Raw genomic sequence first — 26,349 nt, 5'->3', positions numbered from 1 at the left:
CGTTTATTTATTGATATTATGAGCGATAACGGGCTTGATTTGATCATTTACTTGGCATTGACTATTGGAGCGAGTGCTATTGGCTTTTTTAAATCTTCGAAAGAGAAGAAAGCAAAAGCCACACCACCTATATTTCATTATCCGGAAGAAGAGAATGAAGATTTGGAAGACGACGTGATTATCACGCGGGAACCAGAAATGACATTCCCATCCGTGCTGCCTATTGATGATGCGCTTTCCGAGAAAATGAAGAAAGAAAAAGAGGTAAGTATAGAAGGGTTCGGGAAAACAGACGAAGAACGTTATGCCATGTTAGAAAAATTACAGCAAGCCAGAAGAGGACGGGAGAAGAAGACAACCGTTATCTTTAAAGATGACGAGGAAACGTCTAACGAGCAACCAAAAGAAAATGGTTTTAGCGATTTTGAATTCGATATCCGTAAAGCTATTATTTCCAGTGAAATTTTGAATCGCAAATACTAGGCCGGTCTAAATATCCTTTAATAAGCTTTCCGCCTCACCGATTTTCTTGCCTTTCGGTTGAATTTACATTCTATCCCCATGAGTCTCCGGTAATCTAACTGTTGTTTGGGGAGGAGCTACCTTTTCTCTTGCTCATGAACACAACAAGTACATAACAACAACAATGTATAAACGACGACGAGGGTATATGTTCCGTTGTTATTGTATATGGATACCTTTAATGTTCATGGGCAACCGTAAGTATAGCCAAGGGATGTGTCATTTCGTGGATAGGCCTCGATAAATCGAATTTCGGTAATAGCCTAAATCCAATATTTAATCGGATTCTTGTGAAGTTGAAAACAAGTTTTGATCTTAGAAGTTTATCCCGATACCCGTGGAGAATGTGAACGAGTAAGGTTTGAAATCAATAAACTCGCTTTTGCTCAAAGATTGCAAGTAGTATTTGAATCCGGGTTCCAATTTTATTGCAATCGACTTGGTGATCGGGTATTCTATCCCGAAACCGATGTTTGTGCTGATATTAAAAGTTCTGATATCCTCCGCTTCGCCCATAAACTCTTTTTTCCCGTTATAATTCACGTACGTGTGGTTGCGCACCATGAAACTGGCTCCGAATCCACCAAGAACGCTGAATCTTACTTTATTGTCATTCAGGTGATAACGGAAAATCAGAGGGATTTCGATGGCATCAAACTGTTGTTCAATACTTCCTTCTTTATCTTGCTCTCCTTTCAACGAAATAAAGTTTTCCGGGGTGGAAACCGTCGCGGTGGCTTTATTTTTCACGCTTCCCAGTGGGGTATAGGCGTGTGTATTGGCATTATAGGAAACCATATCGCCACTCGGCACGTAGACTTGCGCGTCATCCGTTTTTTGTCCCAGGCGGGAGTACCCCAATCCTGTCTCGATAGAGATTCGTTTTGTAGGTTTTACGGCAAAAGTCAACCCTCCACCTATGTTAAGAATACCGCTCATCTGACTGCTTTCGTATTGAGCGGAACGGGTATTGGAGCCACTGGTGCGATAATTACCCGATGAATATCCCGGTGAAATATACCCGCCGACACTAAATATCTTAGCTTCATTCTCGGATTTTACCTTAGTTGTCTTGACAGGGGTACTACTTTTTCCCTCAAGAAGTTCCGTGTATTTTCTTTGATTCTCAATGGCACTCTGGTTAACCAATGGTATAAATTCGGAGCGAATGGCGTTGTTTTTCAAATCACCTTCCGGCTGCTCGTTTTCCAACCCTTCCCATACCGACGTTGACGTGGGCACCGGGACAAGATTTTTATTTGAATATTGTACGATTCTCTTTTTAATTTCTGGTATTGAATGAGAAGTTGAAGTAAATGCTAGTATCTTATTGCTATCTTGATTATTGTCAAAATTCAATGCCACGATAGAGGAGGGGGTATAAATATTAGCGTGCTGGTTTTGCATGAAATATCCCACGCAGAATAATAGAAGCACGGCGGCGGCGACACCGCTATACGTGTAAATTCGCCTCATGCGTCTCTGTTTCATCGCGAAATGGGAATTTATGCCTTCCCACACTCGTGACGGAGGTTCAACGGAAACTTGTTCCAAGGCGTTTTTAAATAGTTTTTCTATCTTCTCACTCATCTCTCAAATATGCATTTATCTTCTTCTTCAAAATATCCTTTGCCCGTGCCAGGTTAGACTTCGATGTACCGTCGGATATACCCAACAACGCTGCTATTTCCTTGTGTTGCATGTCTTCCATGACGTACAGGTTAAATACCAACTTGTATTTCTCCGGTAATTGATTGACAAATTCAAACAGCACCTCAGGAGGTATACTCAGATCATCATCAATATCATCTTCGTCCGCTATCTCCGGGACTTCCTCGACAACTTGTACAGTACGATTTTTCCTGAATTTCTCCAATGCCGTGTTGATAAAAATACGCTTCATCCAGCCTTCAAATGAGCCTTTACTCTTGTATTGTCCGATCGACTCTAGCACCTTTATAAAACCATCCTGCAAATTATCTTCAGCCTCTTCGCGTGATTTGGAGTATTGAATACATACGGCAAACATTTTAGCCGAGAACATGTGATAAAGTTGTTCTCCCGCTTTTCTGTCTCCTTTCTTGCATCGCTCTACTATTTTGTCCAAATTACACATCGATAACTATTGGTTAGATGCACCGTTTTATAAATGGTTGCGTTCACTGCGCAAAAAAATAAAAAAAAATCATTATCAACTAAAAAGCTGTCGTTTTTTTTGCATAGTATTATTTTTTTGCGAATCTTCGCAGTAAAATTACATAAAGTGGTGCGTAATCACGAATATTTTGAAACTATAAAACAACTAAAAATGAAAACAATTTTAAATTTAAAGCAGTATGTGGTTTTGCTGATCGCGGCTTTTGCGATGACATCATGTTTGGATAGCGAGGATGATCCGTTTACAATAGGTGGAACTGGATATATTCAACAAGTCGTAATCACAGAAGGAGAAGATGGAAAAGCAACATCAAGTGAATTTACACCCGTTATCCTAGTAATGGGAAATGAAGTTATAAATTCTTGCTCAGGAACATTCCCCTCAGGCAATAAATTTACAATGACCCAAACGACTGGCAATCCGTATTATTGGATTACAAATACCTCTTTAGTTATGCCGTCTTCAACAATCCCAAGTGGTACTTTTACAATAAGTGCTTCTAATCAAGAAGGAGAAGGTGCAACGTTTCCTGTATCTATAAATAATACTACTGAAATGAAAACGAGGCTGGTAGGTAACATCCAATTGGAGAGTAATACTATCAAAGCTGAATTTAATAAGGTAGAAAATGCAACAAATTATTGGATCATCTTGAAACAAAAAAAATCTGATTCTTACTTTGAATCTGTTGCTATTATAGCAAGCTATTCAGAGTCTCAACTTGCAACAACAAGAGCTGTAACTATAGATGAAAATACTTACGCGTCAAAAGTTAGTAATTTGACAGCAGGAACCTACTATTTAACAATAGCCGCGACTATAAATTCTTCTTCGCAAATCCTTTTATATCAAGAAAGTGATAAAACTGCAGTCTTTGAGAAAAAATAAAATACTTGCTTAAAATTATAAATAAAAAGAACGCTATCTGATAGCGTTCTTTTTATTTAAAAGAGTTCTAATTGAAATCCATAAGTGATAAGGGAGAAATAAGGAAATACGTATGTAGTACAAATGTTTAATCTACAGTCCAAAGCCGTTCTATCAAACGGGTATTCCACGTAGGCGAAACGGCTGTGATCTGTTTATGTAGCCTTATCTGTATGGGAACTCTTCCTTAACAGTAACAGAACTCTGTTACAATATGGCTTTCGTTTTATCCCGTAGCCAAGTTTTCACCTGTTCTTCCAAATAAGGAGAAACCTCTTGATAAACCCGCTCGTTATAAGCGTTCAACCAACTAATTTCCTCTTTAGTCAACAATTCAACCAACAGGGCAGAGGTATCAAAATAACAAAGGGTTATTGTTTCAAACTGGTAAAATTCACCGAACTCGTTTATCGCTTTCGGTTGACAGACGATCAGGTTCTCGTGGCGGATGCCATGCGAACCTTCCCGATACAATCCGGGCTCGTTCGAGGTCACCATACCCGGTAACATTTCCTGATTTTTTAAATCCGGCCGGATAGATTGAGGGCCTTCGTGTACATTTAAGAAATGGCCGACGCCATGCCCGGTTCCATGCCCGAAATTCCTCAGATTCATATACAAAGGCAACCTTGCAACCACGTCAATGTTACATCCCTTGGAACCTTTCGGGAAATACAGCATACTCAGATCAATCATTCCTTTCAACACGAGCGTGTAATCTTCTTTTTCTAAAGAAGTTAATTCTCCTAAAGGCATCGTTCGGGTAATGTCTGTCGTGCCATGCATGTATTGAGCACCGGAATCAACCAGATACAAACCTTTCGGGTGTATATCCGATTGTTGTTCGGGTGTTGCGGAGTAGTGCGGTAGTGCTGCATTTTTCCCGTAAGCAGAAATGCAACCGAAACTATCTGAAATATACTCTTTGTCTTCCGCACGGAATTTGGTTAACTGTTCCGCTGCCTCAATTTCTGTAATCGTTTGAGTCGACAACTTGTTTTCCAGCCAATAATAGAATTTTGTCAAGGCAACACCGTCTTTACGGCAAGCTAATCTGAATCCTTCTAATTCTATTTCATTCTTCACGGATTTCATCAATGGAATCGGGGATTCTATCTCTCGTACGTTGAATTTCTTTGCCAGATAATTAAAAACGGCATAGTTGCAGGTATTAGTATCCACCAAATACCTGTTATCTTTGTCCTGTTCATCCAAGAAGAGGAACAAGTGGTGATAATCGTGTAATTCAATCCCGTCCGCTTCCAGTTGTCCGGCGACCTCACGAGACACTTTATCCAGTTTTATAAAAAGGTGTGCCTTGCTTTCCTCCACGATAGCATAGGATATTGCAACCGGATTGTAAGAAATATCATTACAACGAATATTGTATAACCAGGCTATTTCATCCAGACAGCTGAACAACATGGCATTTCCTTGATTACGTCGGATGAACTCTCTTACCTTGGCTATTTTACTGGCAGCCGTTTCCCCGGCATATTTCGTATCCAGACGAATCAATTTTCCCATGGGGAAAGCCGGACGATCCAGCCACATTTCTCCCAACAAATCAGTTTGTTCCTGAATTGATATATTTTTAGGGGCTAACGTGTTTTTCAAATTACGTACATCACTAACGGACATACAGAAACCATCTATACCCACTTTCGTGTTCGGTTCCAACACTTCGGCCAACCATTGAGGATAATCTACAGCTCCGGGAATCCGTAATTTATGAAGTTTTATGCCGGACCCGGCCAATTCCAGTTCTGCTTGGATAAAATAACGGGTATCAGTCCACAGGCCGGCATCGTTTGCCGTCACGACGACTGTTCCAAATGATCCTGTAAAGCCGGAGATCCATTTCCTCTGTTGCCACGGGGCGGGAAGATATTCACTGTTATGAGGGTCTGTTCCGGATATAATGTAAGCCGCAATATTTTCACGATCCATAATGCGTCTCAATTCTCTTAAATTTTCGGGTATATTCATGGTTTAATTTTTTAGTTCTTCAAATGTAAAGTTTTTAAAGGAGATTACAAAATAGAAAAATATTACATTTGTAAAGTGGAATGAATGAGAAACGAGGATTACAAATGTAACACGATAAAATCGCAAGGGGAGGGGTGTTCTACACAAATGTAATAATTACATTTGGAAATGAGTCGGGATAAAATTGTACATTAACAAATAGAAACATTTAATTCTAAATCATTTATTTCCAGTATATAATAATGTATATTGTATTGTAATTGTTTAAGTATATCCTAATCATAACGTGAATCTTTCATGATAATTCGAGTGAATAAATGTGAAAATGATATATTATGTTATTGAAAACCATGCTATTATGTGTCATTATTTGAAGTTTAAATAACACATAAGAAACAACGTTTTCTATATAGTAACATGCAGTAAATAAACATTTTAGTAAAAACAAAACTATTGTTTATTATTTTAAGAGGCATTTTTATTGCAAACATCTTGATAGCGAGCGTTTTACAGTTCTAAACAATAACATTACAAATGACCACGTCTTTCTCGTGTTACATCTGTAATTCTCGCATATTACAAATGTAATTTTGAATTCTCGAATCGAATCATTACATTTGTAAATTCAAGATTTACAATATAACATACTTATGCAAGAACGTTTAAACCAAATTATCGAGAAAAAGGGATTAACTGCCACCAAATTTGCAGCTATGATTGGTGTGAATGCCTCGACAATATCTCATATTCTTGCTGGCAGAAATAAACCGGGGTTTGATATTATAAGTAATATTGCGAAAGCTTACCCGGATATTAGTCTGAATTGGTTGATCACGGGTAATGGCTCGATGGATGATTCAACCGTAGAGAAAGAAAAAAAAACTCCGGTACAGGAACCGACGTTATTTAACTTGGATGAAAATTCCGAGAAACAAGTGACTCCAGTTATTCCGGAAAAAAGTAGTATAATTTCAGAGGAAGACGATCAGGTAAAAATGATCAAGACTCTCCCGAAAACATCGAAGAAGATCAAACGAATTATTTTGTTTTTTGAAGACGGGAGTTTTGAAGATTACGAGAAAGAATAAAAAGAGGCCGCTCGAAACCGTTATTTGGCGATAGGCCTCTTTTTTGAATCTTTATCAGAATTTTTTTCAAATATCCAATTCTCGCTGAGTTGTTTTACGACATGAAACACTCCCTTTTTCTTTTATATCAGTCCGATGATGTCCTTGACAGATTTGAATCCGTTTTGATTCAGGTATTCGTTTATCCCGTCAACAACTTTCACGGAAATCGTCGGGTCGATAAAATTGGCCGTACCGATTTGGATGGCTGATGCCCCGGCCAACAAGAACTCGATCGCGTCATTCGCGCAACTGATTCCTCCTAAGCCGACAACCGGAATTTTAACCGCTTTAGCAACCTGCCACACCATACGAAGAGCAACCGGTTTCACGCAAGGACCGCTTAATCCCCCGGTAATCGTGCTTAATACCGGTTTACGGGTTTTGACATTAATTGCCATCCCCATTAGCGTGTTGATCAAAGACACGGAATCCGCACCAGAGGCTTCTGCCGCCAAGGCAATTTCCTGTATACTCGTGACGTTAGGGGATAACTTGACCATTAAATGCTTCTTGTATACTTTCCTAACTTCCGTTACGACTTCCGAGGCTGAAGCACAGCTAGTTCCGAATGCCATACCACCTTCTTTCACGTTCGGGCAGGATATATTCAATTCTATAGCGGGAATATGGTCCAACGCGTTGATTTTCTCTGCGGTTGTGACGTAATCAGCCACGGTAGAACCGGAAACGTTTACCAGAATATTACTTTTTATATCTTTAATCGTCGGGTAGATATGCTCGATGAAGTAGTCAACTCCTTTATTCTGTAATCCCACGGCGTTCAACATCCCGGCCGGGGTTTCGGCCATGCGGGGATAAGGATTACCTTCCCGGTGTTTGAGAGTCGTACCTTTCACTATAAATCCACCGAGACGTTCCAGATCAATAAAATCCTGAAATTCAGTTCCGTACCCGAAAGTCCCGGAAGCGGTTAACACGGGGTTCTTTAATGATAAACCGTTGATATTTATACTTAAATCTGCCATTTTAATTCTTTTATATTAAAAACAGGACCTTCCGTACACACGCACTTGTGACCTTCCTTCGTGTCAGTGACACAACACAGGCAAGCTCCGATTCCGCATGCCATGGTATTTTCCAGGGAGACTTCACAATCAATATTATTTTGGGCCGCGTAACTTGCAACCGCTTTCATCATAACCTCCGGCCCGCAGCAAAAGATATGGTCGAACTTTTCATTCAGCACGGAATGTTGCGTGACATAACCTTTCTCCCCAAAAGAACCGTCTTCCGTGGTATAGTATACCTCGGCGTATTTTTCAAATTCTTCTCTCCGAAGGATATCCTTATCTGTCCGGGTCCCGATTAATACCACGGGCGACAAGCCGTTAGCTTTCATGATCCGTGATAAATGTAACATCGGGGCCACGCCGCACCCCCCGCCGATCAGTAAAGGCCTGCCGGAGTCGGGTATAGAGAAATGATTCCCAAGAGGCAGCATCACGTTTACCTTGTTTCCGGGTTGCAATTCTCCCAACGTCGAAGTGCCGCAGCCCACGATCTTGATAAACAGGTAGAGCAATCCACGTGTCTCGTCCACGTCATGCACGGAAATAGGTCTTCTTAAAAAAGTCGAAGGGGAATGATCCACCCGTACATTCACGAATTGCCCCGGTTGTATATCCGGGAGTTCATCCGAATGTAACACCAGTAACAGGGTGTCCTGGTTCAATCTTTTGTTTTCTGTGACTGTGAAATCTATTAGCTTCTTCATATTTTAGTGTTTCCAAATAAGCGTGTTCATTATTTCTGATCCCGTAATTTTTCCGCGAGATATTTACCCGTGTAGGATTTCTTACACTTGACCAGCGCTTCGGGAGTTCCCTCGAAAACAAGGTACCCGCCTTCACTTCCCCCTTCCGGGCCTAAATCAATAATGTTGTCGGCACACTTGATCACGTCCATGTTATGCTCGATGATCAATACCGTGTGTCCCCGGTCTATCAAGGCATTCAGCGAATCCATCAGTTTGTGGATATCGTGAAAATGCAGTCCGGTAGTCGGTTCGTCAAACACGAAAAGAGTCGGTTCCGCGTTTTCCTGACTCAAGTGATAGGCCAGTTTAACACGTTGACTTTCACCTCCGCTTAACGTGCTGGATGCCTGACCCAGTTTGATATATCCTAACCCGACATCCACTAGTTTCTGCAACTTGCTGACGATGCTTCGTTCACTGTGACTTGTCCCGGAAGAAAAGAATTCAACTGCTTGATTCACGGTCATTTCCAGGATATCGTATATGTTTTGATCCTTGTATTTGACTTCCAGCACTTCATCCTTGAAGCGCTTGCCTTTACAATGTTCACATTCCAGGTAAACATCCGCCATGAATTGCATCTCTACCTTGATAATCCCTTCACCCTGACACTCTTCGCAACGTCCTCCCGGAACATTGAATGAGAAATGTGCCGGCTTGAAATTATTTAACTTGGACAACTTCTCGTCCGCGTATATTTTACGAATGTCATCCCACGCTTTCAAGTAGGTGACCGGGTTGGAACGAGAGGATTTACCTATAGGATTTTGATCTATAAATTCCACTCCATGCAACAAATCAACGTCCCCGCTCAACTGGTTAAAGCTTCCCGTGCGATCGGAATAATCCCCGTAGTATTTTTTCAAGGCGGGAACCAAGATCGTTTTTATCAGCGTGCTTTTACCGGAACCACTGACCCCGGTAACGGCCGTCATGACTCCTAGGGGAATTTTAACGTCTATATTCTTCAGGTTATTTTCCGTTGCCCCGGTGAGAAGCAAGTAACGGTTTGATTTTCTTCTCGTTGTCGGGACAGGAATATTCTTTTTGCCATATATGTAATCTGCCGTGAGAGTGTCGGCCTTTTTCAGGTCTTTCAATGTTCCCTGGTAAACAATTTCTCCTCCCAATCTTCCCGCCAGTGGACCGACATCAATGATTTCATCGGCCGCATTGATCAGGTCTTCATCATGTTCCACGACAACAACCGTGTTCCCGATATCCCGGAGACGATGTAGCACTTGTATCAACCGATCCGTGTCCCTGGAATGAAGCCCGATACTCGGTTCATCCAGAATATACAGAGAGCCGACCAAGGCTGAACCTAACGAGGTCGCCAGGTTGATTCGTTGGGATTCCCCCCCGGAAAGAGAAGAAGATAAACGATTGAGTGTCAAGTATCCCAACCCGACATCCAACAAGAAGTTTATCCGGTTATGGATATCGGGAAGCACCCGTGCCGCGATAACCTTGTCGTGATCGGATAATTGTAAGTTATCGAAATATTCTTTCAGTTCCGTGATCGGCATATCCACCAATTCGGTGATGGACCGTCCGTTTATCTTCACGTAGGTAGCTTCTTCTTTCAGGCGAGTACCGTGACATACGGGACATTTGGTTTTACCCGTATAACGTGCAATCATCACTCGGTTTTGTATTTTGAATTTCTTGGATTCCAAATACTCGAAGAACGCGTAAATGCCGCTTTCGCTGTTCCAGAGAAGATCTTTCTCTTTCGTTGTTAGTTCATAATAGGGTTTGTGAACCGGGAAGTCTATCTTGTGAGCGTTCTGAACGAAATAGTGTTTCCATTCACTCATCTTTTCGCCCCGCCAACACATGACCGCGTCATCGTAAACACTTAAAGATTTGTTCGGTACAACCAAATCCTCGTCTATTCCTAATATTTTTCCGTATCCTTCACACTTGGGACAGGCACCTATCGGGGAGTTAAAGCTGAACGTGTTGATTGTCGGGATCTGAAATGTGATTCCGTCGGCCTCGAATTTATTGGAGAACGAACGAACCACACCGTCCAATTCAATATAACATGTACCTTCACCCTCGTAAATGGCTGTCTCGATAGAATCTTTTATACGAGAAACCGTGTCTTTTTCATCATTTACACGTGTCCGGTCAACCACTAGAAACACCTCTTTCGAGAGATCAAGTGGAATATTTTTCTCCAGTAAATCGGAGATTCGTATAAATTCGTTCCCGTATTTTATCCGGGAAAATCCCTGACTGATCAAGAGGGGAAGATTATCAGTAGTGGCCTCAACCAGTTTGGCCATGATGATCACCGTCTGATCGGTATGTCCTTCCAGAACGTAGTGACTGATGTCATCCACGCTATGGCGTTTGACCTCTTCTCCCGAAATAGGGGAATAAGTTTTACCGATCCGGGCGTATAATAATTTGATATAATCGTAAAGTTCCGTGGAGGTCCCGACCGTAGAACGCGGGTTTGAAGTGTTCACTTTTTGCTCGATAGCCACGGCGGGAGGAATACCTTTAATATAGTCACATTCCGGTTTGTTCAGCCTGCCGAGAAATTGGCGGGCGTAAGAAGATAAACTTTCCACGTAACGCCGTTGTCCCTCTGCGTATAAAGTATCGAAAGCCAATGATGATTTGCCGCTTCCGGAAACCCCGGTAATGACAACAAACTGGTTTAACTTGATATTCAGATCTATATTTTTCAGGTTGTGGACCCGTACACCTTTCAACTCTATGCTCTGCTTGCTCATGTTTTTTTCCTTCCCAAAATATGTACAAAGGTACCGATTTTCATGCAATATCCCAAGACTTCGTTCAAATTCACGAAATTCGCCTTTGGCGAGTTGCAAGTTACAGGTTGCAGGTTACTATCCCCTCCGGCTCCCCCTTACACGAGGCTGCTGAAAAAGTCCCATTACCTTGACTACCACCCCTAGCCCCTCCTTACACAGGAGGGGAAACCGCTTGGTAATCAGCTCTCCCCCTGTGTAAGGGGGAGCCGGAGGGGGTAGTTATTTATCACAATAGATAACCTGCAACTTGCCGAGGGCAAATGCAACCTGTAACTTACTAAAGGCCTTGGCTTACATATTCTTCGTTATCTTTTCGTTATACTTTCGTTAAAACTAGCTCTATAGGAACGAAGAGATAACGAAGAGATAACAAAGACATAACGAAAAGATGTAAGCCTTGGCCAAACGAAAGAAGGAGCGAGTTCCGGGGGGAAAAAATAAAAAAGCACCCTTGCGAGGGGTGCTTTAGCGTTTGGAATATGTTTGGAAATACGTTTAAGTCTTGTTTATGACTCGTTTTAATTATTCGGAAATTACTTCGAACTCAACGTCAACTTTCACTTCTCTGTGAAGTTTGATAAGAGCGGTGTAAGTTCCAACCTCTTTTACATCTTTCAGCATGATCTTCTTGCGGTCGATATCGAATCCTTTCTCTTTCAGACTTTCAGAAATCATAATGCTGTTTACTGAACCGAAGATCTTACCGGTAGAGCTGGTTTTAGCCCCGATAGTAAGTTTCACTTCAGCCAATTGTGCTGCTAATTCTTCAGCTTCAGCTCTCAATTTAGCTTCTTTGTGAGCTCTTTGTTTCAAATTCTCTGCAACGACTTTTCTTGCAGAAGGTGTTGCTAAAATAGCATAACCTTGAGGGATAAGGTAGTTACGACCGTAACCTTGTTTTACATCAACGATGTCATCCTTATGTCCTAAGTTTGCTATATCTGTCAATAATATTATCTCCATTTGTGTCCTCCTTCCTTAAAATTATTTCATCAAGTCGGTTAAGTAGGGCAACAAAGCAAGATGTCTTGCTCTTTTCACGGCAGTTGCTACTTTCTTTTGGAACTTAACAGAAGTTCCGGTAATTCTTCTGGGAAGAATCTTACCTTGTTCGTTCAAGAATTTCTTTAAAAATTCCGGATCTTTGTAGTCGATAAATTTGATTTTCGCTTTTTTGAATCGACAGTACTTTTTCTTTTTGATTTCAACCGTTGGGGGGGTTAAATATCTAATTTCGCTTTCGTTCTGTGCCATGGCTTATTTCTCCTCTTGTTTTACTTGATTTTTAGCTCTTCTTTTCAATGCATACTCGTAAGCATACTTGTCTAATCTGAACGTCAAGAAACGAATCACTTTTTCGTCGCGTCTGTAAGAAGTTTCCAGTTTGTCAACTAGAGTACCTTCTCCTTCGAATTGGAACAAGTGATAAAAACCTGTCGTTTTCTTTTGGATTGGATAAGCCAGCTTGCGTAGACCCCAAGCTTCCTCGTGCTCGATATTACCTCCATTCTCGGTAATAACAGCCTTGAATTTTTCTACCGCTTCCTTTACCTGTATTTCAGATAAAACGGGAGTTGTGATGAAAACGGTTTCGTAATGATTCAACATAACTGATTGTTTATTAATACATTAATGTAAATAAATTTTATTTATCGCCCGCAAAGTTACGATTTTACTTCGGAATTACAAAAAAATCTTCAATTTATTCGTCTGTGGCGAGTTACAAGTTGACAGATTACAAGTTGTAAGTTATTTTGTATTCTACATTCGATCATTTCCAAATCTTGCGTTTATTCAGCTCCTGGTGATACTCTCGGGCATAGATGTTGTGTTGGCGGAGTGTTTTCGAAAAGTTGTGATAACCCGAAAAATCACTCTTGGCGCAGAAGAATAGATAATCGTGCTTCTGGTAGTTTAACACGCTGTCAATCACTTTGATTGAGGCCATGCGAATAGGGCCGGGGGGAAGTCCGGCATACATGTAAGTATTGTAAGGAGAATCTATTTTCAAGTAACGATCTAGAATTCGGCTAATCGTGAAATCACCCAACACGTATTTCAGCGTGGGACAGGCGTCCAGTTTGATTCCCCGGTTCAACCGATTCACGTAAACCCCCGCGATGACAGGGTATTCTTCCGGTTTGACGGTCTCTTCTTCAATAATAGAAGCTAACGTGATGACTTCTTCCGGCGATAACCCCATGGCCGTGGCTTTGGCCATTCGATTTTCATTCCAGAAGCGATCATATTCTTTCTTCATACGTTTCAACAGATCGAGGGCCGAAGTATTCCAGTATATCTGGTAGGTATTGGGAATAAACATGGCCATAATCGTGCAGGAATCGAATCCCAGGTTAGCGAGCACGTCGGTATCTTTTAGTAAAGTCAACAATTCATTCTTCGAAACGGCTAATTCTTCGGTCGCTTTTGTCGCAAACTCTTCCAGCGTGCGCATATTGTTGAACGTGAAAATCACGGGATACTGGTTCCCGGCTCGGAGCATGTTGATCAGTTCATTATTATTCATCCCGTCCCGGATTTTGTATCTTCCGGGTCTTACCTGGGAAACAAAGCGTTTTAACTTCGCCACGCCACTGAGGGTGTGTATGCTTTTAATATACCCCTGCCTTCGCAACGTTTCAAACACCCGGGACACGCTATTCGCTGAATCCCGCACGTATACAATCCCGTCATCATTCACGGTTGTGTTGGGAGCCAGAATATAATAGTAGCCCAAGCCTCCAGCCGCGATTACAATCACGACCAGCAATACTAGGGCGATAATTATTCTCCTGATCTTTTTACTCATAGAACCGGAATGTTAGTTTTCTTCTCTGAAATATAGTTTGTAAAAATTCATATCTCGCTCGGCATCATAACCTTTCTCTATATATTTCTTTTGCCCGTGAATGTAGACATGAAAATTTTTATCCAGTTTCAGGATGTGCTTGAAGTATTTTTTCTCGTCCTTTACCGCACTGCTTGATACATCAAACTGATCCTTCAGGGCAAGCTCGTTCTTTTCCTCGTAATAGTTCTTGAAATTCTCGAAAGCATTAATCACTTGTGGGTCCGAGACAACTTCTTCCTTGAACAGACTCTCGTTGAACGTGTCGGCCTTTTTAAAATAGTCGAGCGAACGATTGAGCATGTCGATCTGATCCGCTTTAGGGATATCATTCTCCTGATTATATACCTCTTGCACGAAGTCTTTGCAGAGTTTTAGATAGTTGGAAGTCTGGAAATAGTTGTCCTCGCACTGTTCCAGTCCCAAGAAATCCGTTGTCCAGTAAACAGCCTCCGTGGAGTTCGTTTTATCCAGAATACTTACCCGGTAACCGTTTTCGCTTTCAATATTGAAGACAAGACATGCTTTATCCAGTTTCTTGATATTAATCCCGGACTCGCTCTCCAGCTGATAGCTGTTCTCGTTCATGATGATTTTCAAAAAGGTATCTTTTGTTTCCGACTTGAAAATGCCGATAGCATCACAGGGGCCTTCTTCCAACACGCAGTCCTTGAAATGTACCATGTACAATTCCCCGGCTTTGATGTTGGGGTGATTGGATTGATCGAACAAGTGTTGTGCTATATTCAACGAGGCCTCGTAAAAATTCGTGTTATCCTCGAAAATAGAATTTACCGCGTTATAGATCAAGTTGTGGAACAGGTTATCCTCGATGGGAGCGAAGCGGTAATATGCATCCTTTTTAAAAGGAGCCAAAAAATAGCTTTTCAGCAAATTATGAACATCCATGTCATCCGGCAAAAAACAAGACTCGGAAAGACGTAATTTCCCGTCCTCGTATTTATTACCAATATCATGGATCACGATATTATTTATTTCACAAGTATCAAAATTCATCATATTGTTTAAAATCTAAAGTATATTCCTAAATTAAGTGTCTCTTTCATTTGTATCTTTTTCGAATCATTCTGATTATATACGGCATTGGCGTAGACAGAGGTCTGCATGAAATAATTTATCTTGAAAGTCAATGTCAGACGCCAGTCTAGCGTTAATTTCTCCGGTTGCTCGTAATAACTGGAGAATATTATCAGGTGATTGTCTAGTTTCAAAAAATTGAAAAAATCATGCTGGTTCTTCAACTCAATTTTAGCACCGGCATCACTTTTGATTTTTTTGCCTTTTTCCAAGCCGTAACGACTGGGTTCCACCAGGTTCGTATCCCGCATATAAATCCATTGTCCGGCAATAGGAGAAAGGTATAATGAAATATTATTCCGTGGCTTGAAATCCAAACCCAGTGACAAGGTGAAATTTCCGGGAGTCAAGAACGTGGCAATCACTTTTTTATCTTTGGGGTTATTGTAACTCTTGAACAACACCGTATTCATGTCAAACTGGGTAGCATAATTCCAGTGTCTGAAAGCCTTCATTCCCAGCTTGGATTGGATTTCCAACTTGTCCTCGTTTTTGCTCAGATCTTCACTACCGCTTTTTAAAGCACCCACTCGATAACGGAATGAATTTTCCCATGTCGTATTTTTCTTTTTATAAGTGATAAAGTACTTTATATCAGAGAGTATAGATAACGAGTTTTCTCCACCGCTTGCCCAATTGCTACTGATGTATCCCTGTCCGAACGAAAGGGTTACATCGGAATAATACATCCAGTGTCTTTTCGTTAACTTCCCGACGTTCATTTCCGCCAGCACGAAATAGATCGAGTCGGATGCTTCCAAGCGACACTCTTCTTTTATTTCTTTGGGTTGCGTGTACTTCTTGTATTGATAGACATTTTCGTCCAGGAAGAATTTTAACTGATTACCTCGTGGCATTACTTTTACCCAAGTCCCGATAGTATCACCGATAAAATTCTCCGCCATAAAACGGTAATATTGTGTCCTCCCGGTATTGAGCCATAGATTTTTAGGGTGGTTCGAGGCGGATAACAAGGTGATTTGCACGGAATCCCGACTTTTTTCTTTCAACCATTGGTAATTAACATCCCGATCCATGAAGGAGAGGAGAGTCTTCAAATTCTGGTTCAATAATTCATCGTGCCGCGTCGTATCTTCTGGGTGTCTGATATAAAACTCTGCACTATCTCTTTTAATACGCTCCTCAATTTTCCGGATAGCTTCCTCCTTGGCCTGTACGGTCTCAAAATAATGCCTCACGTAGTTTAGCATATATTTGATATGCTCGTTTTCAGCATAATCGCTCAAGGTGTTGATAGCCCGGTATAACTCGTAATATTTTGCCCGTTCTTTTTTCAAATTATCCAAAGCGTAACGAACGGCCGGATCGTCAATATGTTGATTTTTATAAGTCCGGAAAATATATTTTAGCCGAGGACACACTCGGTTAAGGGAGTCCACGCGATTATGTTTTAAAGGTAAAATGTATGAATTCTGTACTTCCGGCATCACACGAACATGTGTTCTCTTTTGCGCGAAAAGAGAATTAAATGATAGTAGAGATACAAGAATAACAAGTACAAGATTTCTCATGTGCTCTATTTATTTAAACGGTGAATCCGGTTCTTTGGCCATGTGACTGTAAGCAAGTTTATCCAATAGACTGGGAAACCATTTACTCAGAAATACAGATATTTTTCCTTCTACCAGAGTCATCACGATCTCTCGTTTGCGCTTCACAACACCATTTACAATGATTTGGGCACATCTTTCCGCACTCATCATATTGCTTTCAACCCGCGGGCTTTCTCCTTGTTGGTGTCCGTCGGCAACCAAAGCTGTCTTTCGTATATTAGATGCAGTGAATCCCGGTGCGGCAACGAGAACATGCAGTCCTTTTTTCAGATTTTCAACCCGTAACGTGTTCAGGAAACCACGTACGGCAAATTTACTGGCAGAATAACCGGTTCTTCCCGGCAATCCCAAGAACCCGGCAACAGAAATAATCCCGACCAAACTCCCTTTGGATTGCAACAAGTAGGGAATCGCAAATTTCGTACAATAAACTGTTCCCCAAAAATTTACATCCATAAGACGACGAATAACATCCAGTTCCAAATCCTCAAATATGGCCCGCATGGATATTCCCGCATTATTCACGAGAACATCAATCTTTCCAAACTTTTCAACCGTCTTATCTATCAAGTTCTTACAATCCGATTCTTGGGTTACATCCGTTTGAACGGAAAGGCTTTCAACTCCCTGAGATTTTAAATCCGTTTCAATCTTCAGCAATTCATCCAAATTCCGGGCACCCATGGCAATTTTCGCTCCACGTTTTGCAAATTCATAAACTAACGCTTTACCAATACCAGAAGAGGCTCCCGTAATAATCACCACTTTATTATGCATGAATAATTTTCTTAGATTAATGAAGTTTTGTTTTGTAACCTACAAATATAGTAACTTTGCAGGATCAAGGAAAGAAAATGGAGGCTTTTTAGCGAGAAAAGGAAATTATTACCCACCCACAAATAATAGCGATGAGCTATGTTAACAAGAAAAAAAAAGATATATTCCAATAATATTGTCACAAAATATACTATACAGGCTTACTTTCACATTTTTATTTTGTACCTTTGAAAATGTATATACAAATAATTAACAAGCCTTGCGCAAGACAATTTATCGACCCTAGAATCAAATATTTAGATTAAAAAGACTGTACTAAAGAGTCTTTCTGCTTACAAATAGATTATAAATTAATCGCTTATGAAAGTTAAGTTAATATTTAGCATGGTAGTAATTACTAGTTTTGTTCTCACATTCAATATGTGTAAAGAAGATAATCGGCAATTAGGTTGTGGTGAAGAAGTTGGTCTTGAAGAGAATTATATAAATATTACAGCAAAGGATAGTTTATATTCTTTCAAAGTCAAAAATGGTATTTGGTGGATCACGTCATTAAAAACTATTGTAGGACAAGATACTTTATATCCACAATTAGAAGTAGACAGTATGCGTAATCCAATTAAAGGAGATTGGTATTCAATTAAACGATCTTCTCATCAACTTATTATTCATGTTGATGAAAATCAATATGAATACCCCCGGCAATTATTTGTAGGTTTACAATCTGGAAATTGTTTTGATGGGATTTGGGTAGAACAAAGTATGAAAAAAGATAGATAACGGGATTGGATTGTAGTTTTAGTAGAACAATATATATGTCTTATAATTTATATTATGATAAGGATTATATTTTAAAACAATAATAATCAATAGATTTGAAAAACACACCATTTATACATGTCTCTCCTGTATGAAATTATACCACAATAAAAAAAGAAGAAAGGATTTTTCCTTTCTTCTTTTATCTTAGATATAGTTTACAAGATTACAAACTATTCAAAGTTGCCATTGTTGCGTCATATTTCTCTTGATAAGTTTTGTTCTTAGTTCTTAAACGGAAATACAACTCTTTCAACGTGGTCAACGTGTTTTTATCTTTTGGATTCAATTCTAACGCTTTTTCAAAATAAGGAATAACAGCTTCGTATTGTTCCATAACTTTATCTAGAGCCGCGTTATATTCTTTAGCATCCACGATGTCCTGTACAACCTTGTGAGCCTCAATAACCCGGTTCAAGTGAATGTTACCCAGATTGTATTGAGCAAAGAAATCTCCCGGATTCAAATCCAACGTCTTGATATACATTTCTTCGGCTTTTTCCGGCTGATTCATTTTCTCGTACAAAGATCCTTTAGCCCGATAGTATTCGGATTTAGTAGGTTCTTGTTTGATCGCGGCATCCAGGAATTCTTCTGCTTTAGCAGGGGTATCCCCCATCAAATAATAGTTGATCAATTCAACCAACATATAATTATCATCCGGATACAATTTGTGACCTTCGTGCAAGAAGTTAACCGCTTCTTCTTGTTTTGCTTTCCCGGTAACAGAATCTCCAGCCTCGTTAGCAGCCCGACTTTGTCCTAAAAGGATATTAGCTACCATGGCATAAATCTTTCCGGCTTCGTAATTCAATTCCAAGGATTTTTTGTAGAATTTGATCGCTTCATCCAAATCTCCGGCTTTATGAGCAGCAACCCCGGCATTATAGATAACCGTCGTGTCCACTTTCTGTGTTCCTAGCGGAGAAGCATTGATTTCTAATACGCGTTTGAAATTGTTTACAGCATCTTTGAAATCCTTAATGTCATCTGTTTTCATTCCTTGATTATAACAGACAACACCTTGATTCGTAAAGTCAATAACCAAGTTAGCATACTGAGTTTTCAGATCTTTCTCGAATTTCTTCTTGGCGTCCAACTGAATAACTTTTTGATAAGAATCCCATGCCACGGATAAGGGATCTTTAGCCAGCTTTTTATAATTCTCATCCTGAGTTTCAAAGATAGCTTGATAGATTTGTCCTCTCACGAAATAAGCCTTATCCCAATTCACGCAATTTTCATGCTTGATAGCTTCATCTATCAGTTCTTTCGCTTTATCTAGCTTTCCCTGCGTGAAAAAGCTAACAGCCGATGTTACTTTCCCCTTTTGCGCGAAAGAGATATTCACGCAAAGCAGAAGGGCAATGATAAAAGGTAGTTTTTTCATACGTTAAAAATTTGTGTTCCAATTAGATATCATGTGTAAATAATTATTCTTCATTATTCGATTCTCCGGCTTCTGATGCTTCAGCCCCCTCCCGTCCTTCTTCCGGAAGATTCTCTTCTTCCTTGGAAGCAGACACTTTAGCGACGGCAGCAATAGCATCATCATTTCTCAGGTTAATCAATCTAACTCCCTGCGTGTTACGTCCCATAACTCTTAACGTGCTGACATCCAAACGGATCGTTAAACCTGATTTGTTTATAATCATCAAGTTATCTTCATCGGTAACGTCAAGCAGGGCTATTAAATTTCCGGTCTTATCGGTCATATTGATCGTCTTAACCCCTTTACCTCCCCGGTTCGTGATACGATAATCTTCCACGCTGGAACGTTTACCGTATCCATTCTCGGATACAACTAACACGTCTGATTTCCCAGATTCAACACAAATCATGCCAATTACCTCGTCTCCCTCGTTAACAAGCGTAATACCTTTCACGCCGGAAGCCGTTCTACCCATCGGACGCACTTTTTCTTCCGGGAAACGGATGGCTTTACCGGATTTTATAGCGATCATAATATCACTCTCTCCGTTTGTCATCTTGGCATCCAGAAGTTGATCACCATCCTTGATCGTGATCGCGTTCACTCCATTTGCTCTCGGACGGGAATAAGCCTCCAACGTCGTTTTCTTGACAATACCTTGTTTAGAACATAACACGATATAATTACTATTAATATAGTCATTATCTCTCAAATCAAGCGTGTTGATATATGCTTTTACCTTATCATCCGGTTCTATATTCAACAAGTTCTGGATTGCTCTTCCTTTGGATTGTTTTGATCCTTCGGGAATTTCCCATACTTTCAACCAGAAGCATTTTCCTTTTTCCGTGAAGAATAACATGGTATTATGCATCGTGGCCATGATCATGTGTTCTAGGAAATCCTCGTCACGTGTGGCCGATCCCTTGGAACCAACTCCTCCTCTGTTTTGAACTTTATATTCTGACAACGGGGTCCGTTTGATGTATCCCATATGAGAAATCGTGATCACCATTTCTTCGTCAGCGTAGAAATCTTCGGGATTGAATTCTTCAGAAGCATAAACGATGTCTGTTTTACGCTCGTCGCTATATTGAGCTTTTACCTGAATCAATTCATCCTTTATAATTTGCATCCTCAATTCCAAGCTAGCTAAGATATCCTTCAAATGCTCGATCAATTTCATTATATCGTCATACTCGGCTCTCAGTTTATCCTGCTCCAGACCCGTCAATTGACGCAATCTCATCTCTACAATAGCACGAGCTTGAATTTCAGTCAAGGAGAAACGTTCAATTAAATTGTTCTTCGCTTCTTCCGGTGTTTTGGAAGCGCGAATAATCCGGATTACCTCGTCGATATGGTCGCTGGCAATGATTAAACCTTCCAGGATGTGTGCCCTGTCCTCGGCTTGTTTTAATTCAAACTGCGTCCGGCGAACAATCACGTCATGCCGATGTTCCACGAAAAGGCGAATCAAATCTTTCAGATTCAACAACCGTGGTCTTCCGCCAACCAGGGCGATATTATTCACCCCGAATGAAGTTTGAAGTGCCGTATGTTTTAATAATGTGTTCAGGACGACATTAGCGATCGCGTCTTTCTTCAAATCAATAACGATACGCATACCGCTACGATCGGACTCGTCGTTAATATTGGAAATACCCTCTATCTTCTTGTCATTCACCAAATCCGCGATACGGGAAATTAATTCCGCCTTATTTACCATATACGGGATCTCGTGTACGATAATTTTTTCCCTGCCGTGAGGTGTGGTTTCAATGGATGTTTTTGAACGGATAACGACACGTCCTCTTCCCGTGTGGTAAGCTTCCTTCACGCCGCTATAACCGTAAATTGTACCTCCTGTCGGGAAATCCGGGGCTTTGATGATCCGGATCAACTCGTCGATTTCAATATCGTTGTCATCAATATACGCGCAAATGGCATCAATCGTGTCCCCTATATTGTGAGGCGCCATGTTTGTTGCCATACCAACGGCAATACCGGATGCACCGTTTACAAGTAACAAGGGTATTCTTGTCGGCAATACGCTAGGTTCTTTCAATGATTCGTCAAAGTTCGGGATCATATCTACCGTGTCTTTGTCCAAATCAGCTAAAGTATCTTCCGTAACTTTCATTAAACGAGCCTCGGTATAACGCATTGCTGCCGGACTATCACCGTCCACCGAACCGAAGTTTCCCTGCCCGTCAACCAAGGGATAACGTAAAGACCAACTCTGAGCCATACGAACCATCGCCATGTAAACCGAGCTATCCCCGTGCGGGTGGTACTTTCCGAGTACCTCTCCCACGATTCTCGCTGACTTTTTGAATGGTTTACCAGAGGTAACTCCCAATTCACTCATTCCAAACAAAACCCTTCTCTGTACCGGTTTCAAACCGTCCCTAACATCAGGCAATGCACGCGACACAATCACCGACATTGAATAATCAATGTACGAAGATTTCATCTCCTCCTCGATGTTGATCTTGATAATTTTTTCTCCGACGTTTTCCATTTATAATATTAAATTACTCTATTAACGCATTATCTGACAGGGATTTAATTTAAATTTCACCCCTATCATGCTAAAATCCCACAAATGTAATAAAAACAGTGGATTAACGGAAATTTTAAACCTTTTTTTATTCGTGTGTTTCCACTTCTTCAATGCTTATTTAACAAAATAAGCCCCGGACCCGGTAATAAGATTTTAAAATTCAAATGTTAACATGTCGTATGCCAACTTTACATTCTCCGGCAATTCCAAAGAAACCTGCTCGTGCAGTCCCATTTGATGCCCGATATGCGTGATATACGCTTGCTTCACGTTTAATCGTTGTACGACCTGAATCGCTTGATTCAATGTAAAATGAGATAAATGAATCTCTTTGCGTAAGGCGTTAATCACCATGTATTCCACTCCTTCCAGTTTTTTCATACTCTCCTCCGAAATGAAATTTGCATCCGTGACATAAGCAAAATTACCAATCCGGAAAGCGGATACCGGAAGCCTGTAATGCATAACCGTCACCGGGATCACCTCGATATCATCAATATGGAAAGGGGCCTCGTCGATCACGTGAATATTCATCTCCGGAACTCCGGGATACCTGAACTCGGCAAAAGCATAATCATAGTCTTTATAAATAACATCCTTGGTACGTTGGTTGCAGTAGATATCCACTTCTCCATTTTTCACCCAGTTGAATGCCCGGATATCATCCAGCCCCCCGATGTGATCCTTATGTTCATGCGTCAACAGTAAGGCGGTTACATCTTTCACCCCGGCCCGTAGCATTTGCGTGCGGAAATCGGGACCAGCATCTATAATTAATTTTTTCTCCCCGATATCAATCATGGCCGAACACCTCAAACGTTTATCATGTTCATCGGTTGACCGACAAACTTCACAATCACACGCGATAACGGGAACACCTTGCGAGGTTCCACTCCCTAAAATTGTTACTTTCATTCGTTGAAAACTGCTTATATATTACTTCCCGATAAGAAAACTCTGTACGGGATGCTTTATGTGCATTGCAAAATTAATAAGATTCGGAATAATCCAGTATATTTGCCGCAAACATTTTATTATGGGAAAACTATATTTAATCCCCAATCTTCTTGGGGAAACAGCGATAGGTGGGGTTATCCCCGAAGATGTGGTTCATATTATAAAGAATATCAAGGTGTTCGCGACTGAAAACGTGAAAAACACGCGTCGTTATCTGAAAAAGATAGAGAAATCGATCAATATCGATGAACTTACTTTTCTGGACTTGAATGAACATTCGGACATTAAGGATATAGAGACTTACGTTCCTTACCTTGCGGATCAGGATGTGGGGATCATCTCCGAGGCCGGATGTCCCGGCATTGCCGATCCGGGAGCCGAATTAGTGGCTCTGGCACATAAACATAATTACCAGGTTATCCCCTTGGTTGGGCCTTCTTCTATCCTATTGGCACTTATTGCATCCGGGGCCAACGGTCAGAATTTCTCGTTCAATGGTTATTTGCCGGTTACCCGACCGGAGCGGATCAAGGCCTTGAAAGTTTTCGAGAAACAATCAGCAGTAGAAAATCGCACCCAGTTGTTTATCGAGACTCCTTACCGAAACCTGCAATTGTTCGAAGACATTATTTCCGCTCTATCTCCCACGACCCGGCTCACGATAGCCTGTGATATCACGACAGAAAACGAATATATAAAAACCATGTCAATAAAAGATTGGAAACACGTAAAACCGGACATAAACAAACGTCCGGCTATTTTTGTGCTTTATGCCCGATCTTTCTAATTAATAGAAAAACGATGAAGACTTATAAAAGAGTTTTATCCATTGCCGGATCAGATAGTGGTGGCGGTGCAGGAATACAGGCGGATTTAAAATCAATTTCCGCTTGCGGATGTTTTGCCATGACCGCGATAACTGCCGTCACGGCGCAAAACACGTTGGGAGTGAAAGCGATTGAGCCGCTCCCCGTTCAGGTTATCGAAGCCCAAATTCGGGCCTGCCTGGATGATATCGGTGCTGACACGGTGAAAATCGGGATGTTACATTCCGTGGAAGTCATCCAGACAATAACCCGCGTACTTGCGGATTACCCGATCAAACATATCGTGGTAGACCCCGTCATGGTGGCCACATCTGGAGATTTATTGGTGCAGAAAGAGGCGATTATAGTCCTCCAGAAAGAACTTTTCCCGCTGGCCACGTTAATCACCCCGAATATTTACGAGATTGAGATTTTATCCGGTAAGAAGATACAAACACAAGAAGATTTGTATCTCGCAATTCCCGCTTTAAAAAAGGTCGGGGCTCGTAATGTGTTACTGAAAGCGGGGCATCTGGAATGCGAGGAAATAACAGATGTTTTAATTGATTGCACGAACGATCAGGAATACCGCTACCCCTCGAAGAAGATCGACACTCCAAACACGCATGGTACGGGGTGCTCCTTGTCTTCCGCTATCGCCGCTTATCTGGCTCACGACCTCCCCTTGGAGCAAGCCGTGGCCGCCGCATTACAATACCTGCACGGGGCTATCGAGACGGCCGCCGAATACCGGATCGGACACGGTCATGGTGCCATCCATCACTTTTATCAATGGTGGGAATAAAATAAAAGACCGCCGCTAGTACTAGCGGCGGTCTTTTCAAATATATAGTGTGGTTGTCAATGTGTTTTAAACCAACGGAAAACGTTACGTACCGTTTTGTCCAACACGAGTGGATCATCAAAATACTGGGCATGGGAAACAGAACCTTCCCATATAGCGAGTTTCTCTTCAGCACAGATCGTATCGTACACACGTCTTGCCGATTGATACCCTTGCTCGTTTTCTCCCCCGTGAATGACAATCGTGGGGACTTTTACCCGGGAAGCCTCTTTCCGTTTGTAACATCCGGCCACGAGGGCAATCGCTTTTAAGCGTTTTTCAGCTTCCGTACTTGCCAAGACTTCATTGGTCCCGTTACATATACCCATGGCATACATTTTATTCGGGTCCACTTCATCCTTCAAACTCAAATAATCAATAGCCGCCTTCACATTTTGAGTTTCTTCCAGTCCCAAAACAACAAAACCATAATTTGCCAAACGCGTGGCGTATTGTAATAATACAGGGATTGTTGAAGTATTTTTAGGTCCTAAAACTAGGATCGCTGGTTTTTTACCTTTTTCCTGAGGATTACACAACCAACCTCTACTGTCTATGCCTTTATCTGATAAAGTGACGTCTTCGCATCTATAAGTTCTCATACAAATTTCCGTGTTAAGTTCTAATTTGTTTGTATTACGAGAAGATAAGAAGCAAAGTTACGCTAATCAAGTATAAAAATTGAAATAAAATATTAATCAACAACAGATCAATGATTTGCAATGATCCATTGTTGATTAATTAGAAGTACTACTTATGATTTATAAGGTACTTTGATTATTTGAAATAGCGATTATACAATCCCTCGAAACCTTTACCGTGACGCGCTTCGTCCTTGCACATCTCATGCACGGTGTCATGAATCGCATCCAAATCTAATTTTTTAGCCAGCGTGGCGATACGTTTTTTGTCCTCGCAAGCCCCGGCTTCTGCTTCCATACGTTTTTTCAAATTCGTCTTGGTATCCCACACGCATTCACCCAGAAGTTCTGCAAATTTAGAAGCGTGTTCCGCTTCTTCCCAAGCATAACGTTTGAATGCTTCCGCAATTTCAGGATATCCCTCGCGATCAGCTTGACGACTCATTGCCAAATACATACCGACTTCCGTACATTCTCCGTTAAAATGAGCTCTTAGTCCTTCAAGAACTTCCGGATCAACACCTTTAGCAACTCCAATACGATGTTCATCAACGAAAGTCAAAGCTCCTTCAGTTTCAACCAATTCCTTGAATTTACTCTTCGGTTGTTTGCATTGAGGACAAAATTCCGGGGCTTCATCTCCTTCATGAACGTAACCGCATACTGTACAGATAAATTTTTTCATAACGCAC

General features: G+C 41.0%; 24 protein-coding genes. 6 read left to right on the top strand and 18 right to left on the bottom strand.

Annotated features, from left to right (window positions below; translation table 11 throughout):
* The first annotated feature begins 18 nt into the window (after nucleotides 1–18).
* Entirely contained in the window at nucleotides 19–483 is a 465-nt protein-coding gene (locus DWW52_RS03895; protein ID WP_118714132.1) for a hypothetical protein, read from the top strand.
* Between the two features lie 354 nt (nucleotides 484–837).
* Here DWW52_RS03895 and DWW52_RS03890 read toward each other — a convergent pair whose 3' ends face one another.
* Nucleotides 838–2,112 carry an outer membrane beta-barrel protein gene (locus DWW52_RS03890; protein ID WP_118714131.1) on the bottom strand — a complete coding sequence of 425 codons (1,275 nt, stop codon included), beginning with the start codon at nucleotides 2,110–2,112 and terminating at the stop codon, nucleotides 838–840.
* The gene (locus DWW52_RS03885) at nucleotides 2,105–2,638 is read right to left on the bottom strand and encodes an RNA polymerase sigma factor (RefSeq protein ID WP_118714130.1); all 534 of its coding nucleotides are present in this window, start codon (nucleotides 2,636–2,638) and stop codon (nucleotides 2,105–2,107) included. Before DWW52_RS03885 ends, DWW52_RS03890 begins: the two co-directional genes overlap by 8 nt.
* A gap of 192 nt (nucleotides 2,639–2,830) precedes the next feature.
* On the opposite strand from DWW52_RS03885, the gene DWW52_RS03880 reads away from it, so the two are divergent.
* Nucleotides 2,831–3,568 (top strand): hypothetical protein, encoded by a 738-nt coding sequence (locus DWW52_RS03880; RefSeq protein WP_148315324.1) that lies wholly within the window; start codon nucleotides 2,831–2,833, stop codon nucleotides 3,566–3,568.
* Nucleotides 3,569–3,814: 246 nt separating this feature from the next.
* Here the strand turns inward: DWW52_RS03880 and DWW52_RS03875 are convergent, their stop codons facing one another.
* Nucleotides 3,815–5,596 (bottom strand): aminopeptidase P family protein, encoded by a 1,782-nt coding sequence (locus DWW52_RS03875; protein WP_118714128.1) that lies wholly within the window; start codon nucleotides 5,594–5,596, stop codon nucleotides 3,815–3,817.
* A gap of 650 nt (nucleotides 5,597–6,246) precedes the next feature.
* On the opposite strand from DWW52_RS03875, the gene DWW52_RS03870 reads away from it, so the two are divergent.
* Nucleotides 6,247–6,684, top strand: coding sequence for a helix-turn-helix domain-containing protein (locus DWW52_RS03870; RefSeq protein WP_118714127.1), 438 nt, complete (start codon nucleotides 6,247–6,249; stop codon nucleotides 6,682–6,684).
* 122 nt (nucleotides 6,685–6,806) lie between these two features.
* On the opposite strand, the gene DWW52_RS03865 is transcribed toward DWW52_RS03870, so the two are convergent.
* From DWW52_RS03865 to DWW52_RS03820, 10 genes are all read right to left on the bottom strand, one after another.
* Nucleotides 6,807–7,712, bottom strand: a complete 906-nt coding sequence (locus DWW52_RS03865) for a dihydroorotate dehydrogenase (RefSeq protein ID WP_118714126.1) — start codon at nucleotides 7,710–7,712, stop codon at nucleotides 6,807–6,809.
* The gene (locus DWW52_RS03860; protein ID WP_118714125.1) at nucleotides 7,700–8,461 is read right to left on the bottom strand and encodes a dihydroorotate dehydrogenase electron transfer subunit; all 762 of its coding nucleotides are present in this window, start codon (nucleotides 8,459–8,461) and stop codon (nucleotides 7,700–7,702) included. Before DWW52_RS03860 ends, DWW52_RS03865 begins: the two co-directional genes overlap by 13 nt.
* Nucleotides 8,462–8,490: 29 nt before the next feature.
* A complete protein-coding gene (uvrA, locus tag DWW52_RS03855; protein ID WP_118714124.1) occupies nucleotides 8,491–11,253 on the bottom strand; it encodes an excinuclease ABC subunit UvrA in 2,763 nt (920 codons plus the stop codon).
* Between the two features lie 564 nt (nucleotides 11,254–11,817).
* A complete protein-coding gene (rplI, locus tag DWW52_RS03850; protein WP_118714123.1) occupies nucleotides 11,818–12,258 on the bottom strand; it encodes a 50S ribosomal protein L9 in 441 nt (146 codons plus the stop codon).
* 21 nt (nucleotides 12,259–12,279) lie between these two features.
* Nucleotides 12,280–12,549, bottom strand: coding sequence for a 30S ribosomal protein S18 (rpsR, locus tag DWW52_RS03845; RefSeq protein ID WP_118714122.1), 270 nt, complete (start codon nucleotides 12,547–12,549; stop codon nucleotides 12,280–12,282).
* 3 nt (nucleotides 12,550–12,552) lie between these two features.
* On the bottom strand, nucleotides 12,553–12,900 hold the full coding sequence (rpsF, locus tag DWW52_RS03840; protein WP_199691956.1) for a 30S ribosomal protein S6: 348 nt from the start codon (nucleotides 12,898–12,900) through the stop codon (nucleotides 12,553–12,555).
* 166 nt (nucleotides 12,901–13,066) lie between these two features.
* Nucleotides 13,067–14,104 (bottom strand): endolytic transglycosylase MltG, encoded by a 1,038-nt coding sequence (gene mltG, locus DWW52_RS03835; RefSeq protein WP_118714121.1) that lies wholly within the window; start codon nucleotides 14,102–14,104, stop codon nucleotides 13,067–13,069.
* 12 nt (nucleotides 14,105–14,116) lie between these two features.
* Nucleotides 14,117–15,163, bottom strand: a complete 1,047-nt coding sequence (locus DWW52_RS03830; protein ID WP_118714120.1) for a nucleoid-associated protein — start codon at nucleotides 15,161–15,163, stop codon at nucleotides 14,117–14,119.
* Nucleotides 15,164–15,168: 5 nt separating this feature from the next.
* Nucleotides 15,169–16,773, bottom strand: coding sequence for a DUF3078 domain-containing protein (locus DWW52_RS03825; RefSeq protein ID WP_233556684.1), 1,605 nt, complete (start codon nucleotides 16,771–16,773; stop codon nucleotides 15,169–15,171).
* A gap of 9 nt (nucleotides 16,774–16,782) precedes the next feature.
* Nucleotides 16,783–17,592 (bottom strand): SDR family oxidoreductase, encoded by an 810-nt coding sequence (locus DWW52_RS03820; RefSeq protein ID WP_118714118.1) that lies wholly within the window; start codon nucleotides 17,590–17,592, stop codon nucleotides 16,783–16,785.
* A 360-nt stretch (nucleotides 17,593–17,952) separates the two neighbouring features.
* On the opposite strand from DWW52_RS03820, the gene DWW52_RS03815 reads away from it, so the two are divergent.
* A complete protein-coding gene (locus DWW52_RS03815; protein WP_118714117.1) occupies nucleotides 17,953–18,372 on the top strand; it encodes a hypothetical protein in 420 nt (139 codons plus the stop codon).
* 205 nt (nucleotides 18,373–18,577) lie between these two features.
* Here DWW52_RS03815 and DWW52_RS03810 read toward each other — a convergent pair whose 3' ends face one another.
* The 3 genes from DWW52_RS03810 to DWW52_RS03800 form a co-directional block, all read right to left on the bottom strand.
* Nucleotides 18,578–19,801 carry a tetratricopeptide repeat protein gene (locus tag DWW52_RS03810; RefSeq protein WP_118714116.1) on the bottom strand — a complete coding sequence of 408 codons (1,224 nt, stop codon included), beginning with the start codon at nucleotides 19,799–19,801 and terminating at the stop codon, nucleotides 18,578–18,580.
* Between the two features lie 43 nt (nucleotides 19,802–19,844).
* Nucleotides 19,845–22,367, bottom strand: coding sequence for a DNA gyrase subunit A (gene gyrA / locus DWW52_RS03805; RefSeq protein WP_118714115.1), 2,523 nt, complete (start codon nucleotides 22,365–22,367; stop codon nucleotides 19,845–19,847).
* 195 nt (nucleotides 22,368–22,562) lie between these two features.
* Nucleotides 22,563–23,324: an MBL fold metallo-hydrolase gene (locus DWW52_RS03800; RefSeq protein WP_118714114.1), complete on the bottom strand. Its 762-nt coding sequence runs from the start codon at nucleotides 23,322–23,324 to the stop codon at nucleotides 22,563–22,565.
* 121 nt (nucleotides 23,325–23,445) lie between these two features.
* Between DWW52_RS03800 and DWW52_RS03795 the strand changes: the two genes are divergently transcribed.
* The gene (locus tag DWW52_RS03795) at nucleotides 23,446–24,153 is read left to right on the top strand and encodes an SAM-dependent methyltransferase (RefSeq protein ID WP_199691948.1); all 708 of its coding nucleotides are present in this window, start codon (nucleotides 23,446–23,448) and stop codon (nucleotides 24,151–24,153) included.
* Nucleotides 24,154–24,167: 14 nt separating this feature from the next.
* On the top strand, nucleotides 24,168–24,977 hold the full coding sequence (thiD, locus tag DWW52_RS03790) for a bifunctional hydroxymethylpyrimidine kinase/phosphomethylpyrimidine kinase (protein WP_118714113.1): 810 nt from the start codon (nucleotides 24,168–24,170) through the stop codon (nucleotides 24,975–24,977).
* A gap of 56 nt (nucleotides 24,978–25,033) precedes the next feature.
* On the opposite strand, the gene DWW52_RS03785 is transcribed toward thiD, so the two are convergent.
* On the bottom strand, nucleotides 25,034–25,618 hold the full coding sequence (locus DWW52_RS03785) for an alpha/beta hydrolase (RefSeq protein ID WP_118714112.1): 585 nt from the start codon (nucleotides 25,616–25,618) through the stop codon (nucleotides 25,034–25,036).
* A gap of 175 nt (nucleotides 25,619–25,793) precedes the next feature.
* Nucleotides 25,794–26,342, bottom strand: a complete 549-nt coding sequence (locus DWW52_RS03780) for an NADH peroxidase (protein WP_118714111.1) — start codon at nucleotides 26,340–26,342, stop codon at nucleotides 25,794–25,796.
* Nucleotides 26,343–26,349 lie beyond the last annotated feature (7 nt).

It is taken from the genome of Odoribacter sp. AF15-53 (assembly GCF_003479425.1).
Classification (GTDB): domain Bacteria; phylum Bacteroidota; class Bacteroidia; order Bacteroidales; family Marinifilaceae; genus Butyricimonas.
This window is presented reverse-complemented; position numbering and strand designations above follow the sequence as displayed.

Bases quoted from the DNA above. Each gene is read 5' to 3' on its own strand.
- DWW52_RS03895 (WP_118714132.1), top strand. From the start codon at position 19: ATGAGCGATAACGGGCTTGATTTGATCATTTACTTGGCATTGACTATT.
- DWW52_RS03890 (WP_118714131.1), bottom strand. From the start codon at position 2,112: ATGAGTGAGAAGATAGAAAAACTATTTAAAAACGCCTTGGAACAAGTT.
- DWW52_RS03885 (WP_118714130.1), bottom strand. From the start codon at position 2,638: ATGTGTAATTTGGACAAAATAGTAGAGCGATGCAAGAAAGGAGACAGA.
- DWW52_RS03880 (WP_148315324.1), top strand. From the start codon at position 2,831: ATGAAAACAATTTTAAATTTAAAGCAGTATGTGGTTTTGCTGATCGCG.
- DWW52_RS03875 (WP_118714128.1), bottom strand. From the start codon at position 5,596: ATGAATATACCCGAAAATTTAAGAGAATTGAGACGCATTATGGATCGT.
- DWW52_RS03870 (WP_118714127.1), top strand. From the start codon at position 6,247: ATGCAAGAACGTTTAAACCAAATTATCGAGAAAAAGGGATTAACTGCC.
- DWW52_RS03865 (WP_118714126.1), bottom strand. From the start codon at position 7,712: ATGGCAGATTTAAGTATAAATATCAACGGTTTATCATTAAAGAACCCC.
- DWW52_RS03860 (WP_118714125.1), bottom strand. From the start codon at position 8,461: ATGAAGAAGCTAATAGATTTCACAGTCACAGAAAACAAAAGATTGAAC.
- uvrA (WP_118714124.1), bottom strand. From the start codon at position 11,253: ATGAGCAAGCAGAGCATAGAGTTGAAAGGTGTACGGGTCCACAACCTG.
- rplI (WP_118714123.1), bottom strand. From the start codon at position 12,258: ATGGAGATAATATTATTGACAGATATAGCAAACTTAGGACATAAGGAT.
- rpsR (WP_118714122.1), bottom strand. From the start codon at position 12,549: ATGGCACAGAACGAAAGCGAAATTAGATATTTAACCCCCCCAACGGTT.
- mltG (WP_118714121.1), bottom strand. From the start codon at position 14,104: ATGAGTAAAAAGATCAGGAGAATAATTATCGCCCTAGTATTGCTGGTC.
- DWW52_RS03830 (WP_118714120.1), bottom strand. From the start codon at position 15,163: ATGATGAATTTTGATACTTGTGAAATAAATAATATCGTGATCCATGAT.
- DWW52_RS03825 (WP_233556684.1), bottom strand. From the start codon at position 16,773: ATGAGAAATCTTGTACTTGTTATTCTTGTATCTCTACTATCATTTAAT.
- DWW52_RS03820 (WP_118714118.1), bottom strand. From the start codon at position 17,592: ATGCATAATAAAGTGGTGATTATTACGGGAGCCTCTTCTGGTATTGGT.
- DWW52_RS03815 (WP_118714117.1), top strand. From the start codon at position 17,953: ATGAAAGTTAAGTTAATATTTAGCATGGTAGTAATTACTAGTTTTGTT.
- DWW52_RS03810 (WP_118714116.1), bottom strand. From the start codon at position 19,801: ATGAAAAAACTACCTTTTATCATTGCCCTTCTGCTTTGCGTGAATATC.
- gyrA (WP_118714115.1), bottom strand. From the start codon at position 22,367: ATGGAAAACGTCGGAGAAAAAATTATCAAGATCAACATCGAGGAGGAG.
- DWW52_RS03800 (WP_118714114.1), bottom strand. From the start codon at position 23,324: ATGAAAGTAACAATTTTAGGGAGTGGAACCTCGCAAGGTGTTCCCGTT.
- DWW52_RS03795 (WP_199691948.1), top strand. From the start codon at position 23,446: ATGGGAAAACTATATTTAATCCCCAATCTTCTTGGGGAAACAGCGATA.
- thiD (WP_118714113.1), top strand. From the start codon at position 24,168: ATGAAGACTTATAAAAGAGTTTTATCCATTGCCGGATCAGATAGTGGT.
- DWW52_RS03785 (WP_118714112.1), bottom strand. From the start codon at position 25,618: ATGAGAACTTATAGATGCGAAGACGTCACTTTATCAGATAAAGGCATA.
- DWW52_RS03780 (WP_118714111.1), bottom strand. From the start codon at position 26,342: ATGAAAAAATTTATCTGTACAGTATGCGGTTACGTTCATGAAGGAGAT.